This is a genomic window from Streptomyces sp. NPDC088246 (genome assembly GCF_044741025.1).
Classification (GTDB): Bacteria; Actinomycetota; Actinomycetes; order Streptomycetales; family Streptomycetaceae; genus Streptomyces.
In genome coordinates, this window is sequence record NZ_JBIURV010000006.1 from 1 (window position 1) to 16,796 (window position 16,796).

The window sequence follows — 16,796 nt, forward strand, 5'->3', positions numbered from 1 at the left end:
ATCCGCCGCTACATCATCTGGCGAAACCGCAATGCCGACAACCGGCACCTACGCGCCGTCGTGGACAGGGCAAACGTTGCCTGATCCGGCACTAGGCTCGGCCTCCGACCACATACCGGAGGCAAGGACGATGACCAGCGACTACGAAGCCGCGGAACGGCCGGCCCGGGGCATACCGCTCGGAGCGGCGCTGGGCACCTCATCGGCCGCGGCCTGGGTGGCGCTCGATCTCGATGTACGGCACCTCTCCCGCAGGGCGCCGGGACTGCCGCCCTGGCGCGGCGGGGCGGACGGCCGCCGGCTCCGCCGGGACCGGGACTGCCCGCTGCCGGCTGCCCGCCGGTCCCCCACCCTGTCGCACGAGTCCCGGCTCGCCTTCGCCCTGTGCCATCCCGACGGGCGCATCCGCGAAGCCGCACTGGAGCAGGTGCCGGGCATGTCCGCCCTGTTGCCCCTGCTGATCGTCCGGTGCGCGGACTGGGTCCGGCCGGTACGGGACCGGGCGCGCACCTTGCTGTCGGCCGTGCCGGGCCGTGAACTGATACCCCTGGCCGAGCTGGTGCTCCTGGTGGCCCGGCGCACCCAGGGCGCGTTCGCCCTCGAGGTGCTGGACCGGGCGGTACGGGAGGCTCCCCCCGCAGACATCGAGACGCTGCTCGCCTGCAAGGACCGCGCCACACGCCGCTTCGCTCATCGCATCGCCGTCGACCGCGGCCTTCTCTCCCCCGCGAGGCTGGCCCGTGTCGCGGCGGCCTCCGACGACCCGGCACTCCAGAACCTGTGTGCGGAGGCGGCGATCGCCGGGATGCGGGAGGAAGCCCGGGACGAGGTGCTGGGCCCGCTGCTCACGGCACGCGCGCCACGGGTGCGGTCCGCCGGGGTCACCGCGCTGCGCCGAGCCGGGCTGCACGGGGAGGCGCGGGCCTTCCTCGCCGACCGTTCCGGCGTCGTGCGGGCCTGTGCGCGCTACGTGCTCCGGCAGGACGGAGTCGATCCGCTTCCGCTCTACCGGTCGATGTGCGCGGATCTCCGCCGGTCGATGGACGACGGCCCCGGTCCGTTGATCGCTCCTGCTGCGCCCGCCGGGCTCGGCGAGTGCGGTTCACGTACGGACGCCGAGACGCTGTGGTCCTTGCTGGCCCACCCGCTGCCCGCCGTGCGGGTCCACTCCGTCGTCGGCCTGCGGGCCCTCGACGCCGTGGACCGCAAGCGGCTGACACCCCTCCTCGACGATCCGTCGTCCGCCGTGGTCCGTGCGGCCACCCGGGCGCTACTGCCGGACGCGGCCGGATTTCCCGAGGAGTGGCTGCGCATCCGCACGGCACAGGACCGGCCACGCGCGGTGCGTGTGGCGGCTCGGCGACTGCTGCGCGCGGCAGGCCTGCACCGGCGTTCCACCTGCTGAAATGGCCACGCCGTCCGCGAAGTCGGCGACGACAATGGCCGCCATGGGTAAATCGTACGAGCGTATCGACGGACGAATCAGGACCTTCATCGAAGAGCAGCACATCTTCTTCACGGCGACTGCGCCGCTGAACGGAGAGGGCATGGTCAACCTCTCCCCCAAGGGGGTCAGCGGCTCCTTCGCCGTCATCGACGAACTGACCGTGGCCTATCTGGACTTCGCGGGCAGCAATGCGGAGACCGTCGCCCACCTCCGCGAGAACGGGCGCATCACGCTGATGTGGTGCGCCTTCCAGGGGCCGCCGAACATCGTGCGGGTGCACGGTCGCGGTGAGCCGGTCTTCCGTGACGATCCGCGGTTCGGCGCGCTGCTCGCCCGTTTCCCCGCTGTGGACCCCGGCCCGCACGGGCTGCGCGCCATCATCGTGGTGAGGGCCGAGCTGATCCGGGACACCTGTGGATTTGCCGTGCCCTTCATGTCGTACGACGAGGACCGGCCACTGCACGCCCAGCGCTTCGCCCGCGAGGACGACGCGTCACTCAGTGTCTACTTCGAGAAGAAGGAGCACGTCGCGACGAGTATCGACGGGCTGCCGGGGCTGCCGCTCCCGCTGCCGGCCATGCCGCGCATGGAGTGAGAATGAGCCGTACGGAGCAGGTCCGGGAGTGACACGCCGCGGGACGGTCTAGCGTCCGGGACATGCGCAGATCTCTGGTGACCGGTTCGGTACTGCTCGCGCTGGCGGGCTCGGTCGCGGCCCGGCCCGCCGTGGAGCCGGCTCTCCCTGGGCGGATGGCGGACACCGGCGGTGGTACCCAGTTGATCACGGCCGAGGCCCCGGCCAAGGGTTCCACGACGGGCACCGTCACCTGGTGGAATCTGCGCCGGGGTACCTGGGTGAAGGGCGGGTCCGCACCGGCCCGGTTCGGTGCGAAGGGCCTGGCCGAGGGGACGTCGCGCAAGCAGGGCACCGACACCACACCCACCGGCCTGTACGACCTGCCGTACGCCTTCGGAATCAAGGCGGCACCGGCCGGTGCCGTATACCCGTACCGCCGGGTCTACAGCCGGTCGTGGTGGTGCGAGGACACCGAGGCGCGGGCCTACAACCGCTGGGTGGAACCGCGGCCCGCGGACTGCCGGGCGGGTGAGTCGGAGCACCTGGCCGCGTATCCGACGCAGTACGCCCGCGCGCTCGTCATCGGCTTCAACTACGAACGGCCGGTACGGGGACGTGGCGCCGGCATCTTCCTCCACGTCAACGGGCGTGGTGCGACCGCCGGTTGTATCTCCGTACCGGCGGCCGCGATGGACCGGATTCTCGACTGGGTGAACCCGGTCCGCAGTCCGCACATCGCGATCGGGACCCGTTCGGGCCCGACCGCGATCACGCGCTACTGACGGACGCGGGGTACCCCAGCCGTTCAGCGTTCGTTCTGGGCCAGTCGCAGCAGGTGGTCGGCGAGCGCCTGACCGCCCGCCGGGTCACGGCTGATCAGCATCAGTGTGTCGTCACCCGCGATGGTCCCGAGGATGTCCTGGAGTTCGGCCTGGTCGATGGCCGAGGCGAGGAACTGGGCCGCGCCCGGAGGCGTACGCAGCACCACGAGGTTGGCCGAGGCCTCTGCCGAGATGAGCAGTTCGGCGGACAGGCGCCGCATCCGCTCCTCCTTCGCGGACTCGCCCAGCGGTGCCTGCGGGGTGCGGAAACCGCCTTCGCTCGGCACCGCGTAGATCAGCTCGCCGCCGGTGTTGCGGATCTTCACCGCACCCAGCTCGTCCAGGTCGCGGGAGAGCGTCGCCTGGGTGACGCTCAGCCCGTCGTCGGCGAGGAGCTTGGCCAGCTGACTCTGCGAACGCACCGGCTGCCGGTTCAGGATGTCCACGATCCGGCGGTGGCGTGCGGTGCGGGTCTGCGGCACGGACGGCCCGCCGTGCTCGGTTTCCTGCGCCTCGGTCATCGTCGTCGCCTCATTCTCCGGATCGTCCGTCCCCTTTTGCCGCGTCGAGAGCGCCGGGCAGCGCCTGGAGGAACGCGTCCACCTCCGTGTCACCGATGATCAGCGGCGGCATGAGCCGCAGGACATCGGGGGCGGGTGCGTTCACCAGGATTCCGGCTCCCTGAGCCGCCTGTTGCACCTGTGGTGCGAGGGGCTCGGTGAGCACGATACCCAGCAGCAGCCCGGAGCCGCGGACATGGGAGACCAATGGGTGCCCGAGACCCTCCACACCGTCCCGGATCTTCTCGCCGAGCCGCTTCACCTGGTCCAGGGCACCATCGGCCGCCAGGGTGTCCAGAACGGCGAGACCCGCGGCGCAGGCGATCGGGTTGCCGCCGAATGTCGTGCCGTGCTGGCCCGGCTTCAGCAGATCGGCCGCCGGACCGAACGCGACGGTCGCGCCGATCGGCAGTCCGCCGCCCAGGCCCTTGGCGAGGGTGACGATGTCCGGCTCGACGCCCTGGTGGGCCTGGTGCTCGAACCAGTGGCCGCACCGGCCGATACCGGTCTGCACCTCGTCGAGGACGAGCAGGGTGCCGGTCGCCCGGGTGATCTCCCGGGCGGCCTCCAAGTAGCCCCTGGGCGGCACGACCACACCGTTCTCGCCCTGGATGGGCTCGATGATCACCAGCGCGGTGTCGGTGGTCACGACGGCCCGCAGCGCCTCGGCATCCCCGTACGGAACATGTGTGACATCGCCGGGCAACGGCTCGAAGGGCTCGCGCTTCTTGGGCTGACCGGTCAGCGCGAGTGCACCCATGGTCCGGCCGTGAAAGCCGCCGTCGGTGGCGACCATGTGGGGCCGTCCGGTCAGCCGGCCGATCTTGAAGGCGGCCTCGTTGGCCTCGGCACCCGAGTTGGCGAAGTAGACCCTGCCGCCCTGGCCGAAGAGCTGCAGCAGCCGTTCGGCCAGGGCGATGGGCGGCGGTGCGATGAAGAGGTTGGAGACATGGCCGAGGGAGGCGATCTGCGTGGAGACGGCCTCGACGACGGCGGGGTGGGCGTGGCCCAGGGCGTTCACGGCGATACCGCCGACGAAGTCGAGGTACTCGGTGCCGTCGGCGTCCCACACATGGGCGCCTTCGCCTCGGACGAGGGACAGCTGGGGGGTGCCGTAGTTGTCCATCAGCGCGTGGCTCCAGCGCTGCGAGAGCTCCTGGTTGCTCATGACTCCCCCTGTGCGTCGGGCACGACCATCGTGCCGATTCCCTCGTCGGTGAAGATCTCCAGCAGGATCGAGTGCTGGACCCGGCCGTCGATGACACGGGCGGTCTCGACACCGTTGCGTACGGCGTGCAGGCAGCCCTGCATCTTGGGGACCATGCCGCTGGACAGCTCGGGAAGCAGCTTCTCCAGCTCGGTGGCGGTGAGGCGGCTGATCACGTCGTCGCTGCCCGGCCAGTCCTCGTAGAGGCCCTCGACATCGGTGAGGACCATCAGCGTCTCGGCGTTCAGCGCGGCGGCGAGTGCGGCGGCCGCGGTGTCGGCGTTGACGTTGTAGACGTGGTTGTCGTCTGCGGAGCGTGCGATGGAGGAGACGACCGGGATCCGGCCGTCGTCCAGCAGCGCCTGGATCGCCCCGGTGTCGATCGCGGTGATCTCCCCGACCCGGCCGATGTCGACGAGCCGGCCGTCGATGGTGGGGCGGTGCTGGGTGGCGGTGATGGTGTGGGCGTCCTCGCCGGTCATGCCGACGGCGAGCGGGCCGTGCTGGTTGAGCAGGCCGACGAGCTCGCGCTGGACCTGTCCGGCCAGCACCATCCGTACGACGTCCATCGCTTCGGGCGTGGTGACGCGCAGACCGGCCTTGAACTCGCTGACCAGGCCCTGCTTGTCGAGCTGGGCGCTGATCTGCGGGCCGCCGCCGTGCACGACGACGGGCTTGAGGCCGGCCTGGCGCAGGAAGACGACGTCCTGGGCGAAGGCCGCCTTCAGCTCCTCGTCGATCATGGCGTTGCCGCCGAACTTGATGACGACGGTCTTGCCGCTGTGCCGGGTCAGCCAGGGCAGCGCCTCGATGAGAATCTGTGCCTTCGGGAGTGCGGTGTGCTTCCGCGCCGTGGTCATGAGCTGTACGCGCTGTTCTCGTGGACGTAGTCGGCAGTGAGGTCGTTGGCCCAGATGACGGCCGACTCGGTGCCGGTGGCCAGGTCGGCGGTGATCTTCACTTCCCGGTAGCGCATGTCGACCAGGTCGCGGTCCTCGCCGACGCCGCCGTTCTTGCAGACCCATACGCCGTTGATGGCGACATTCAGCTGGTCCGGTTCGAAGGCGGCCTTCGTCGTGCCGATCGCGGAGAGGACCCGGCCCCAGTTGGGGTCCTCGCCGTGGATGGCGCACTTGAGGAGGTTGTTACGGGCGATGGACCGGCCCACCTCGACGGCGTCGTCCTCGGTCGCGGCGTTGATGACCTCGATCCGGATGTCCTTGGAGGCGCCCTCGGCGTCACCGATGAGCTGCCGGGCGAGGTCGGCGCAGACGATCCGTACGGCCTCGGCGAACTCGTCCTGCTCCGGAGTGATCCCACTCGCGCCGGAGGCCAGCAGCAGCACGCTGTCGTTGGTCGACATGCAGCCGTCGGAGTCGACCCGGTCGAAGGTGGTGCGGGTGGCGGCGCGCAGCGCGGTGTCCAGCGCCGGCGCTTCCACGTCGGCGTCGGTGGTGAGGACGACCAGCATGGTGGCGAGACCCGGGGCGAGCATGCCCGCGCCCTTGGCCATACCGCCGACGGTCCATCCCTCGCCGCCCGCGACGGCGGTCTTGTGGACGGTGTCGGTGGTCTTGATCGCGATGGCGGCCTTCTCGCCGCCATGCTCGCTGAGGGCGGCTGCTGCCTTCTCGATGCCAGGCAGCAGCTTGTCCATCGGAAGCAGCGTGCCGATCAGCCCGGTCGATGCGACCGCGATCTCGCCCGCGCTGTGACCGGTGAGGACCTCGGCAGCCTTCTCTGCGGTGGCGTGGGTGTCCTGGAAGCCCTGCGGGCCCGTACAGGCGTTGGCACCACCGGAGTTGAGAACGACGGCACTGACCTCGCCGCCCTTGAGTACCTGCTCCGACCAGAGGACGGGGGCGGCCTTGACGCGGTTGGAGGTGAAGACGCCCGCGGCGGAGCGACGCGGACCGTTGTTGACCACGAGGGCCAGGTCCGGGTTACCGCTCTCCTTGATTCCCGCGGCGATGCCCGCCGCCGAGAAACCCTGTGCTGCCGTGACACTCACGGTGCGACTCCGATCGTGGAAAGACCTGTGTCCTCGGGAAGTCCGAGGGCGATGTTCATGCTCTGCAGGGCGCCGCCGGCGGTGCCCTTGGCAAGGTTGTCGATGGCGCTGATGACGACGATCCGGCCTGCCGCCTCGTCGTGAGCGACCTGGATCTGTACGGCGTTGGAACCGTGGACGGACGCTGTGGCGGGCCACTGCCCCTCGGGGAGCAGGTCGACGAACGGCTCCTCGGCGAACGCCTTCTCGTACACGTCACGTACGGTCTGGGCGCTCACGCCCGGCTTCGCCTTCGCGCTGCACGTCGCGAGGATGCCGCGGGGCATCGGCGCCAGGGTCGGCGTGAAGGAGACCGTGACCGGTTCACCGGCCGCGGCGCTGAGGTTCTGGATCATCTCGGGGGTGTGCCGGTGGACCCCGCCGACGCCGTACGGGGACATGTTGCCCATGACCTCGGAGCCGAGCAGATGCGGCTTGGCCGCCTTGCCCGCCCCGGATGTACCGGACGCGGCGACGATCACGGCCTCGGGCTCGGCCAGCTGGGCGGCGTACGCCGGGAAGAGCGCGAGAGAGACGGCGGTCGGATAGCAGCCGGGCACCGCGATGCGCTTGGACCCCGCCAACGCCGGGCGTCCTCCCGGCAGTTCGGGCAGACCGTAGGGCCAGGTCCCGGCGTGCGGCGAGCCGTAGAACTTCTCCCAGTCCGCCGCGTCCCTGAGCCGGAAGTCGGCACCCATGTCGACCACGAGCACCTCGTCGCCGAGCTGCTCGGCGACGGCGGCGGACTGCCCGTGCGGAAGGGCGAGGAAGACGACATCGTGCCCGGCGAGGACCTCGGGCGTGGTCGGCTGAAGCACGCGGTCGGCAAGCGGCCGCAGATGAGGCTGCAGCGCACCGAGCTTCTGCCCCGCGTTGGAATTGGCGGTGAGAGCCCCGATCTCGACCTCGGGGTGGACCAGCAGGAGACGGAGCAGCTCCCCACCGGCGTATCCGCTGGCCCCTGCCACTGCTGCACGTACCACCATCGAAATCCTCCTCGTCGATGGCATGACTATACGCAGCTATGCACTTTTATGCAAAGACCTACCGCTGTCCACGCGGCGAACGGTGCGACCGAGACTTTCAGGTCGCGCTGCTCGACACCGCAAGGTCTTTCCCTGTTGCCACCTCCGCCTGTTTTCGCGAGGCAGGCGGACCTCAGCTCTTGACGGCCTCTGCGATCTGCAGGGCGGCCTGGGCGGGCGTGAGGTGCGTGGTGTCGACGACCTCGGCCTCACCGTGCAGCCACGTGCGGGCCGCCTCGGCGTAGGGCTCGAGGTATTCGAGACGGAATGAGGAGGGGCCAAGAACGGTGTCCCCCTCGATGCGCCCGCGGAGGGTGTCCTGGTCGGCGTGGAGGACGAAGTGTCGTACCGGAATGGCATGTTGGGCGAGGCCCGTGCTGATCTCGCGCCAGTACTGCTCGACCAGGACAGTCATGGGGATCACCAGGGTGCCGCCGGTGTAGTCGAGTACGTGGCGGGCGGTCTCGACGACGAGCGGCCGCCACGGCGGCCAGTGCTGGAAGTTGCCCGTCCAGGGCAGTCCCGGCGTGATGTCCATGAGTGTCTCGCCGACCTTCTCGGCGTCGAACACCCGTGAATCAGGGATCAGCTGCTGCACGAGTGCACTGGTCGTCGTCTTGCCTGCGCCGTGGGTGCCGTTGAGCCATACGATCATGGGACCAACGCTAGCGCTTCGCGGGCCCCGCGTATGCCGCCTCGGACGCGGACGTCGTGAAGGCGACGGCAGCGACGATCGGGTTCTGCACGGGTGCCTGAACTCACGCCCTAGCCGAGCGCGCGGTCGAGACCGAAGGCCGCGCTGATCAGCGCCAGGTGGGTGAAGGCCTGAGGGAAGTTCCCGGTCTGCTCCCCGGTGTGGCCGATCTCCTCCGCGTACAGACCGAGGTGGTTGGCGTACGTGAGCATCTTCTCGAACGCGAGTCGGGCCTCGTCCAGGCGGCCGGCGCGGGCCAGCGCCTCGACGTACCAGAACGAGCAGATCGAGAACGTGCCCTCATCGCCCCGCAGTCCGTCCGGGCTGGCCTGCGGGTCGTAGCGGTAGACCAGCGAGTCGGACACCAGGTCCTCGCCCAGCGCGTCCAGCGTGGCGAGCCACTTCGGGTCGGTCGGGGAGACGAACTTCGCCAGCGGCATCATCAGCAGGGACGCGTCGAGGACGTGGCCGTCCTCGTACTGGACGAAGGCGTGCCGCTCGTCGGACCAGCCATGGCGCATGATCCGGCGATAGATCGCATCCCGGGCCCGCCCCCACCGCACGATGTCGACGGGCAGGCCGCGATGCTGGGCCAGCCGCATGGCGCGCTCGATGGCCACCCAGCACATCAAGCGCGAGTAGAGGAAGTTCTTGCGCCCGCTGCGCGCCTCCCAGATCCCCTGGTCGGGCTGGTCCCAGTGGTCGCACACCCAGTCGACCACCTCGCTGATGCTGTCCCAGTGCGCACTGGAGATGGGCTGCCCCCACTTGTTGTAGAGGTAGAGGGCGTCGATGAGCGCCCCGTAGATGTCCAACTGCAACTGGCCGACGGCATCATTGCCGACGCGCACGGGGGCCGAGCCCCGGTACCCCTCGAGATGGGTCAGCTCGCGCTCGGGCAGCTCACGGCGCCCGTCGATGCCGTACATGATCTGCAGCGGACCGGTCGTCCCGGTCACTTCGAGGGGGACATGCTCGGAAAGGAAACCCATGAAGGCCTCGGCCTCCTCGGTGAAGCCGAGCCTCAGCAGCGCATACACACAGAACGCTGCGTCACGGATCCAGACGTAGCGGTAGTCCCAGTTGCGCTCGCCCCCGATGCGTTCGGGCAGGCTGGTGGTCGGCGCGGCGATGATGGCACCGGTCGGGGCGTACGTGAGCAGCTTCAGGGTGAGGGCGGAGCGCTGCACCATCTCCCGCCAGCGACCGCGGTACCGCGACCGGGACAGCCACCGCCTCCAGTACCCGACGGTGGCGTTGAACTGCTGCTCCGCCTCGGACAGCGGGCAGAAGCGGGGGGCGACATCGCCGCCGACCCGGTCGAGGGCGAAGACCGCGGACTCGCCCTCGTGCAGCTTGAACAGCGACCATACGTCCTGGCCGGCGACCTCGAGCGGCACGCTCGAGGTCAGCGCGAGAGTGAGTGAGGGTGATTCGAAGACCGCCTGGCCATGCTGTACGCGCACGGTGTGCGGCTGCGCCCCGTACTCGAAACGGGGGGCCACACGGGCGCGGAACGGCAGCGATCCGCGTACGCACACCACGCGGCGGATCAGACGGTGCCGGTCGGCCTCGCGCGAATCGTCGAGTACCGGCATGAAGTCCTGGACCTCGCCGACCCCGTCCTCCGCGAAGAAGCGGGTGATCAGCACATTGGTGTCGGGGAAGTAGAACTGCTTGGTTCGCGTCGGGGCATCCGCCGCGAGCTCGAAATACCCGCCACGGTCGGCGTCGAGGATCGAGGCGAAGACACTGGGTGCGTCGAAGCGCGGGCAGCAGTACCAGTCGATGGTGCCGTTGGTGCCCACCAGCGCCGCGCTGCGCAGATCGCCGATCAGGCCGTGCTCGGCAACCGGCAGATAGCGGGGCGCGCCGACACCCGGGGACACGTCGAAACCGCTGAACGTCCCGGCGCTCGCGTTGGCCTCCACAGTCACAACGGACCTCCCTGAGCCTGCGCACCCCCTCTTCAGGCTAACCAGTCGTCGACGTACAGGACAGCGGGAGTAAGCACCGCGGTGCCACTCCCACTGCCACGTCGGCGGGCCCGGCACCGTGCCCGCCCGTCGGCGCCGAGCGCATCGATGTCAGGATGGTTCCATGACGAGCAAGGTTTACTTCGACATCACCATCAATGACGAGCCCGCTGGGCGGATCACGTTCAAACTGTTCGACGACGTCGTTCCCAAGACCGCGGAGAACTTCCGCGCGCTGGCGACCGGCGAGAAGGGCTTCGGCTACAAGGGATCGTCCTTCCACCGGATCATCCCCGACTTCATGCTGCAGGGCGGCGACTTCACCCAGGGCAACGGCACGGGTGGCAAGAGCATCTACGGGGCGAAGTTCCCGGACGAGAACTTCAAGCTCGCGCACACCAAGCCGGGCCTGCTCTCCATGGCCAACAGCGGCCCCGACTCCAACGGCTCCCAGTTCTTCATCACGACCATCGTGACGTCGTGGCTGGACGGCAAGCACGTGGTGTTCGGCGAGGTCGACAACCAGGAGAGCATGGACCTGGTCAAGAAGATCGAGGCCCTCGGCTCGCAGAGCGGCCGGCCCCAGGGGAAGGTCACCATCGCGGACAGCGGCGTCCTCTGACCCGCATACGGAACCTCTGAACGAGCGCGCCGTCCGACGGACTCCGTCGGACGGCGCGCTCCGTCGTATCCGGCCGGAGAGGACGGCCACGGCCGACCGGCCGGCCGCGCGATTCCGCTCGGTACGGTGTTCGGATGGGGAACGTCTTTCATGGCGGGGGCCGCAGTCTGTCCATGTCCAACGGGGGCACGGACGTCTTCGTCGATGTGCTCGTGCTGGCCGTGTCCGACCTCGCCGACAGCACCTGGGAGCACCGCTTCGCCACCCTGCTGACCTTGCAGGACCAGAGCGTCATGGGGCGCGGGGCGGTCGGGTTCGACCTGGAGGACGTCGACTGGGGCCACTCCCCGCGCGAGCGGGCCGCGGCGAAGGACTTCGTCCTGCGGGTGCTCGATCTCGCCCTGCGCAGGCACCGGTGGGACGAACTGGACTACGAGCCGCCCTTCGCCGAGGACTGCCTGCGGCAGTACCGGGAGATGGTCGAGGCATTCGATCCGGCCGACGTGGAGCGGCCGAGCGGCGGCTTCCCCTTTCCCGGCCCGGAGGAAGCCGCCATGGCCTCGTGCGTACGGCACCGCGTCCTGTGCGCGCCGGCCCATGGGGAGGCGTGCGTCTTCTGTACGGCGCTCCGGTGATCCCGCATCGGTGGCACGGGTTCCACAGCCTTCACTGTCAACCGACGGTTGACAGTGAAGGCGCGTCAACCTACAGTTGACACATGGTGAAACCTGTACGCCCAACCAACCCCGTACGCCTCGACGACCTGATCGAGGCCATCAAGAAGGTCCACACCGACGCCCTCGACCAGCTCTCCGACGCGGTCATCGCCGCGGACCACCTCGGCGATGTGGCCGACCATCTGATCGGGCACTTCGTGGACCAGGCCCGGCGCTCGGGCGCTTCCTGGACGGAGATCGGGAAGAGCATGGGGGTGACCAGGCAGGCGGCCCAGAAGCGGTTCGTCTCCAAGAAACCCGGCGAGCCCTCGGACCTGGACCCCAGCCAAGGGTTCGGCCGCTTCACCGAGCGGGCCAGGAACGTCGTGATGACCGCACAGAACGAGGCCCGCGCCGCCGGCAACAACGAGGTGCGCACCGAGCACCTGGTGCTGGGACTGCTCGCCGAGCCGGAGGCACTGGGCCCCGCGTTCATCAAGTCCCAGGGCGTGGCGCCGGAGGCCGTCCGTCAGGCCGCGACCGAGGCCCTGCCGGCCGCGGTCGACGAGCTGCCGGACCTCATCCCGTTCGACCCCGGGGCCCGCAAGGCACTGGAGCTGACGTTCCGGGAGGCCTTGCGGATGGGCCACAACTACGTCGGCACCGAGCACATCCTGCTCGCCCTGCTGGAGCAGGAGGACGGCGCGGGCGTGCTGACGGACCTCGGCATCGACAAGGCGACCGCCGAGACGGGCATCGCCGAGGCCCTCACGCTCATCGCCACCGCCTCGGACAAGAAGGCCTGACCGAAGCAGCCCGTCCGGGGGATGCGCGGCGGAGGCCGGTGCCGGTCATCCGGTGCCGGCCTTCGCGCGTCGGCCGGTCACAGTGCCCCGTACATTGCCTCGATCAGGGCCGTCCCGCGCGGATCGTCGGAGATCCGGGGGCCCATCCGGTTCGGAGAGAATCCGCCGGTCGCCCGACCTGGTCACCTCCTGCTGGAGGAACTCACCCGACAGCAGCCCGGTGATCCGCCGGACCATCTCGCCGACCAGGAGGCCGTACGTGAGGGCGTGACAGCCGGACCGTGTGCCGGGCTCCCACCAGGGCTCGGTCGCCGCAAGCCGGGCGGTGGTCACGTCCCAGTCGTAGAGCTCGGCCAGGGTGTGCGGCTCGCGCAGCCCGGCCGGCCCCGCGCGGTGCGGGAGCAGATGGCGTACGAGCACGGCCTCCTTGCCCGCCGCGGCGAATTCCGGCCAGTACGCGGCGACCGGGGCGTCGAGGTCGAGCAGGCCCCGGTCGGCGAGGATGTGGGCGCAGAGGGGCGGTCGGGCCCTTGGCCGTGGACCAGACGTTGACCAGGGTGTTCCGCTCCCAGGGGCGGGTGCGGGCGGCGTCGGCCCAGCCGCCCCAGGCCGGCCACCGGCTCTCCTCCGATCAGCACGGTCACGGCCGCGCCCAGTTCGTCGCGCTCCTGCAAGTTCGCTTCGAACGCGGTGCGTACCGCGGAGAACCGGTCGTCGCAGTGGCCGTGGATCTGCGGCACAGTGGCCTCCCTCGCCCGGGATGCCTGTGGGACTCGATGGATACGCAACGTACCGACCGGTCGGACCGGCGGGACGACGTGATGCGCCCACGAGAGGCGGCCGTTCAGCGGGCTCCCGCTTCGAGCCTGAGGCTCCAGCGGCCCGGCATACCGGTGAGCGTGACCGTGGACAGCGGTCGGACGTCGACGTTCCAGTACGCCGACGGCGGGGCCTTGAGCGCGTAGACGAGGGCGGCCCGGACGACTGCCGGTTCGGCGACGGCGACGATGGCGCCGTCGCACGCGGGGCGGGTGTCCAGCCAGCCCCCTATCCGTGAGATGAAGGCGAGCAGCGGTTCACCGCCGTGCGGGGCAAAGCGCGGGTCCGCGAGCCAGGCGTCGACGGCCGCGGGTTCACATGCCGTGACATCGGCGAGGGTGCAGCCGCGCCAGCGGCCCATGTCGCAGTCGCGCAGGGCGGGCTGGACGAGCGGGGCGTAACCGAGCGCCTCGCCGGTGGCGCGGCTGCGTGGGGTCGGTGAGCAGTAGCGCAGTTCGGCGGCGCCCAGGGGAACCAGGGCGTGTGCGGCGAGCTGCACCTCGTGCCAGCCGGCGTGGTCGAGCGGCCGGTCGTCGTCGAAGCGCTCGGCAAGCAGTGCGGAGCCGCGCGCCGCGGCGACGAGCGAGACTCGAACATTCATGGCGGAGATCGTGGATCCCAACGCCACGCGGGTCAAGGGCCTTCGCAAACGCTTCCGGCTCAGCCGAGCAGGATGTACATCCACTTGCGCGGGTCCTTCAGTGGCTTGAAGCCGACCTTCTCGTAGACCCCGTGGGCGTCCTCGGTGGCGAGAGTGAACCTGCGGATACCGGTGGGGGTCAGATGGTCGCGCGCGGCGGTGACCATCTGTGTGGCGACGCCATGACCGCGGGCCGAGCGGTCGACGTACATATCGCAGAGCCAGGCGAAGATGGCGAGGTCGGTCACCACCGGGCGAAGCCGGCCTGATCACCCGAGTTGACGTCGTAGGCGCCGAAGTCGAGCGATCCGGCGATGGCACGGTCCTGGTGCTCGCGGGTACACCCGAGGGCCCAGTGGGCGTCGGTGCAGAGCCAGTGGTGGATACGGGCCGCGTCCGGACGGGACGGGTCGGACGAGATCTCGTAACGCTGCTGGGGCATGTCGCCGTTCATGGCCGGAGGTCATCCTCCAAGCCGGTCAGGACTTCTCCGCAGGCGGTGCGCAGGCGTCGGACCCCCTCGGCGATCTCGGCCGCCCCGGCGACCGCGGCGAAGCTCAACCGGATCTGCGGGAAAGGGGGTTCGGCGCAGAAGTACGGGCGGCCGGGTGCGATGGCCACGCCCGCGCGCAGGGCCGCCGAGACCACCGCGGACTCGTCCGTACCGGCTTCCACGTCGGGCAGGCGCAGCCACAGGCTGCCTCCGCCCGCGGGGATGTGCGGGAGCGCGAGGGCGGGCAGCGCCTGCCGCAGGGCCGTCGTCATGGCGGTGCGCCGCTTTCTCAGCTCGGTCGATACGGAACGCAGATGGTGACCCCATGCCGGGGAGCCGACCAGTTCGAGCGCGGCCTCCTGGAGCGGTCGGGGTACGAAGAAGCTGTCGACGATCTGGATGGCGCGCAGCCGTCCCAGCACCGGACCGCGGGCGGCGAGCGCGCCCACCCGCAGGCTGGGCGAGGTGACCTTGGTCAGGGAGCAGACGTGGACGACCACACCGTCGGGGTCGTCGGCGGCCAGGGGTGCGGGCAGTGGCCCGGCGTCGTCGTGGACCAGGCGGCGGGCGAAGTCGTCCTCGATGACGAAGGCTCCCGCCGCACGGGCGATCCGCACGACCTCGCCGCGCCGCTCGGGGGCGAGGACCGCGCCGGTCGGGTTCTGGAAGAGCGGCTGGCAGACGAAGACGCGGGCGCCGGTGGCCCGGAAGGCGGCGGCGAGCAGCTCCGGCCGCACACCGTCGGCGTCGACGGGTACCGGTACGGGCCGCAGTCCGGTGGCGCGGGCGGCGGCCAGCATTCCCGGGTAGGTGGGCGATTCGACCAGGACCGGGGCGCCGGGCGGGGCGAGGGCTCGCAGTGCGGTGGCCAGGGCGCTCTGGCCGCCCGCGGTGATCAGTACGTCGGCGGCGGTGAGTGCGGGCCCGACCTCCCGGGCGAACCAGGCACGCAGTTCGGTCAGACCGTCGGTGGGCGGGCGGTCCCAGGCACCGGGGCGGCGGCCGGCCCTGGCGAGGGCGGCGGCGAGCGCCCGCTCCGGCTGGAGCGAGGAGTGGAGATAGCCGCCGTTGAGCTCGATGACGCCGGGCGGCGGTGCGGTGAGCGTGACCAGGACGCCGGAGGCGTCGACGGTACGCGGCACCGCTTCGGGGCCGCCGTCGCCGCTGAGGGAGATCTCCTGCCAGGAGGTGTCGCCCGGCGGGGGCACATCGGTACGGGGCTGCGCCCGGAAGGCGCCGGAGCCGGGGCGGGTGACGACGAGCCCCTCGGCGGCGAGCTGGGCAATGGCCCGGGAGACGGTGACGGGGCTGACCCGGAAGCGCTCCACGAGGGCCCGACTGGACGGCAGCTTTCCACCGGGTGAGTAGCGATTCAGTTCACCGCGGAGAGAATCCACCAGTTCAGCGACGCTGCTACGCTCTTGCATGAACATTGAGGATAGCGCTACTCCCGAAACCACGATAGCGGTTGGCTCATCGACGGCCGGTACGGCGAACCGCGGTGGCGTGGTCCTCGCCGGGCTCGGTGTCGTCGCCTTCTCGCTGACCTTCCCGTCCACGGCCTGGGGCCTGGAGAGCTTCGGCCCCTGGTCGCTGGTGGCGCTGCGCACCCTGCTCGCCGCCGCGATCGCGGGTGGTGTGCTGCTGGCGGGCCGTGTACCGGTGCCGGACCGCCGGCACCGGGCCGGGCTCGTCGTCGTCGCCGCCGGTGTGGTGGTCGGCTTCCCACTGCTGACGACGCTGGCGCTGCAGACGTCGACGACCTCGCACGCAGCCGTCGTGGTGGGGCTGCTGCCGCTGACCACTGCGGTGTTCTCCTCGCTGCGTACCGGGGCGCGGCCGCCGCGTGCCTTCTGGATCGCGGCGCTCGCCGGGGCGGCCGTGGTGATCGCTTTCACCGTGCAGGAGAGCGGTGGTGCGCTGTCCGGCGGTGATGTGTATCTGTTCGGTGCGCTGCTGGTGTGCGCGGCGGGATACACCGAGGGCGGCAGGCTGGCCGGGATCATGCCGGGCTGGCAGGTGGTCGGCTGGGCTCTGATTCTCTCCCTGCCGCTCGCGGTGGCGGGGGCGGCCGTCGCGTTGCCGTTGGAGCCGGTGCGGCTGACCGCGCACGGAGTGATCGGACTGGTCTGGGTGGCAGCCGGGTCCACCTTCATCGGCCTGTACGTCTGGTACCGCGGGATGGCGGAGATCGGGGTTCCGCGGGCCAGCCAGCTTCAACTCGCGCAACCGTTGCTGACACTGGTGTGGTCGTTCCTCCTGCTCGGCGAGGAGGTCTCGACGGCGGCGCCGGTGGCGGCAATCGCGGTGCTCGTCTGCATCGCGGCCACCCAGCGGACGGGGCGCGCCCGGCGTCCGGAGTGAGAACCACGCACCTCCCACCGGGCGAAGTCGCTTTTCGGT

16 protein-coding genes and 2 pseudogenes are annotated in these 16,796 nt (G+C 70.4%); 7 read left to right on the forward strand and 11 right to left on the reverse strand.

The annotated features are described in order from the left end of the window. The first annotated feature begins 130 nt into the window (after window positions 1–130). The 3 genes from ACIPEK_RS10775 (at window position 131) to ACIPEK_RS10785 (ending at window position 2,806) form a co-directional block, all read left to right on the forward strand. Window positions 131–1,405 (forward strand): hypothetical protein, encoded by a 1,275-nt coding sequence (locus tag ACIPEK_RS10775; protein WP_401993490.1) that lies wholly within the window; start codon window positions 131–133, stop codon window positions 1,403–1,405. Window positions 1,406–1,448: 43 nt separating this feature from the next. Beyond that, window positions 1,449–2,042, forward strand: coding sequence for a pyridoxamine 5'-phosphate oxidase family protein (locus tag ACIPEK_RS10780; RefSeq protein WP_401993493.1), 594 nt, complete (start codon window positions 1,449–1,451; stop codon window positions 2,040–2,042). 62 nt (window positions 2,043–2,104) lie between these two features. Beyond that, a complete protein-coding gene (locus tag ACIPEK_RS10785; RefSeq protein ID WP_401993496.1) occupies window positions 2,105–2,806 on the forward strand; it encodes a L,D-transpeptidase family protein in 702 nt (233 codons plus the stop codon). A gap of 23 nt (window positions 2,807–2,829) precedes the next feature. Here the strand turns inward: ACIPEK_RS10785 and ACIPEK_RS10790 are convergent, their stop codons facing one another. The 7 genes from ACIPEK_RS10790 to ACIPEK_RS10820 all read right to left on the reverse strand — a co-directional run bounded on the left by ACIPEK_RS10790 (window position 2,830) and on the right by ACIPEK_RS10820 (window position 10,270). Beyond that, on the reverse strand, window positions 2,830–3,366 hold the full coding sequence (locus ACIPEK_RS10790) for an arginine repressor (RefSeq protein WP_327276208.1): 537 nt from the start codon (window positions 3,364–3,366) through the stop codon (window positions 2,830–2,832). A 10-nt stretch (window positions 3,367–3,376) separates the two neighbouring features. Further along, window positions 3,377–4,573, reverse strand: a complete 1,197-nt coding sequence (locus tag ACIPEK_RS10795; protein ID WP_401993499.1) for an acetylornithine transaminase — start codon at window positions 4,571–4,573, stop codon at window positions 3,377–3,379. Beyond that, on the reverse strand, window positions 4,570–5,472 hold the full coding sequence (argB, locus tag ACIPEK_RS10800; protein WP_401993502.1) for an acetylglutamate kinase: 903 nt from the start codon (window positions 5,470–5,472) through the stop codon (window positions 4,570–4,572). Before argB ends, ACIPEK_RS10795 begins: the two co-directional genes overlap by 4 nt. Then, on the reverse strand, window positions 5,469–6,623 hold the full coding sequence (argJ, locus tag ACIPEK_RS10805) for a bifunctional glutamate N-acetyltransferase/amino-acid acetyltransferase ArgJ (protein ID WP_401993505.1): 1,155 nt from the start codon (window positions 6,621–6,623) through the stop codon (window positions 5,469–5,471). Before argJ ends, argB begins: the two co-directional genes overlap by 4 nt. Next, a complete protein-coding gene (argC, locus tag ACIPEK_RS10810; protein ID WP_401993508.1) occupies window positions 6,620–7,648 on the reverse strand; it encodes an N-acetyl-gamma-glutamyl-phosphate reductase in 1,029 nt (342 codons plus the stop codon). The genes argJ and argC overlap by 4 nt, the downstream gene beginning before the upstream one ends. Before the next feature lie 172 nt (window positions 7,649–7,820). After that, on the reverse strand, window positions 7,821–8,342 hold the full coding sequence (locus ACIPEK_RS10815; protein WP_401993511.1) for an ATP-binding protein: 522 nt from the start codon (window positions 8,340–8,342) through the stop codon (window positions 7,821–7,823). 110 nt (window positions 8,343–8,452) lie between these two features. Next, window positions 8,453–10,270, reverse strand: a complete 1,818-nt coding sequence (locus tag ACIPEK_RS10820; protein WP_383073864.1) for a glycoside hydrolase family 15 protein — start codon at window positions 10,268–10,270, stop codon at window positions 8,453–8,455. Between the two features lie 211 nt (window positions 10,271–10,481). On the opposite strand from ACIPEK_RS10820, the gene ACIPEK_RS10825 reads away from it, so the two are divergent. The 3 genes from ACIPEK_RS10825 to ACIPEK_RS10835 all read left to right on the forward strand — a co-directional run bounded on the left by ACIPEK_RS10825 (window position 10,482) and on the right by ACIPEK_RS10835 (window position 12,441). Beyond that, window positions 10,482–10,979: a peptidylprolyl isomerase gene (locus tag ACIPEK_RS10825; RefSeq protein ID WP_383073744.1), complete on the forward strand. Its 498-nt coding sequence runs from the start codon at window positions 10,482–10,484 to the stop codon at window positions 10,977–10,979. Between the two features lie 134 nt (window positions 10,980–11,113). After that, window positions 11,114–11,614, forward strand: coding sequence for a hypothetical protein (locus ACIPEK_RS10830; RefSeq protein WP_401993514.1), 501 nt, complete (start codon window positions 11,114–11,116; stop codon window positions 11,612–11,614). Between the two features lie 83 nt (window positions 11,615–11,697). Further along, window positions 11,698–12,441: a Clp protease N-terminal domain-containing protein gene (locus ACIPEK_RS10835; protein ID WP_401993517.1), complete on the forward strand. Its 744-nt coding sequence runs from the start codon at window positions 11,698–11,700 to the stop codon at window positions 12,439–12,441. Between the two features lie 45 nt (window positions 12,442–12,486). Here the strand turns inward: ACIPEK_RS10835 and ACIPEK_RS10840 are convergent. The 4 genes and pseudogenes from ACIPEK_RS10840 to ACIPEK_RS10855 all read right to left on the reverse strand — a co-directional run bounded on the left by ACIPEK_RS10840 (window position 12,487) and on the right by ACIPEK_RS10855 (window position 15,820). Then, window positions 12,487–13,181: pseudogene (locus ACIPEK_RS10840) on the reverse strand (serine hydrolase domain-containing protein). Window positions 13,182–13,285: 104 nt separating this feature from the next. Next, window positions 13,286–13,861: a histidine phosphatase family protein gene (locus tag ACIPEK_RS10845; protein ID WP_401993520.1), complete on the reverse strand. Its 576-nt coding sequence runs from the start codon at window positions 13,859–13,861 to the stop codon at window positions 13,286–13,288. A 59-nt stretch (window positions 13,862–13,920) separates the two neighbouring features. Next, a pseudogene (locus tag ACIPEK_RS10850) lies at window positions 13,921–14,354 on the reverse strand (GNAT family N-acetyltransferase). Then, on the reverse strand, window positions 14,351–15,820 hold the full coding sequence (locus ACIPEK_RS10855; protein ID WP_401993523.1) for a PLP-dependent aminotransferase family protein: 1,470 nt from the start codon (window positions 15,818–15,820) through the stop codon (window positions 14,351–14,353). The pseudogene ACIPEK_RS10850 and the gene ACIPEK_RS10855 overlap by 4 nt, the downstream one beginning before the upstream one ends. Here ACIPEK_RS10855 and ACIPEK_RS10860 point away from each other — a divergent pair. Continuing rightward, window positions 15,819–16,757 carry a DMT family transporter gene (locus ACIPEK_RS10860; protein ID WP_401993526.1) on the forward strand — a complete coding sequence of 313 codons (939 nt, stop codon included), beginning with the start codon at window positions 15,819–15,821 and terminating at the stop codon, window positions 16,755–16,757. The two genes, ACIPEK_RS10855 and ACIPEK_RS10860, sit on opposite strands and share 2 nt — an antisense overlap. Window positions 16,758–16,796 lie beyond the last annotated feature (39 nt).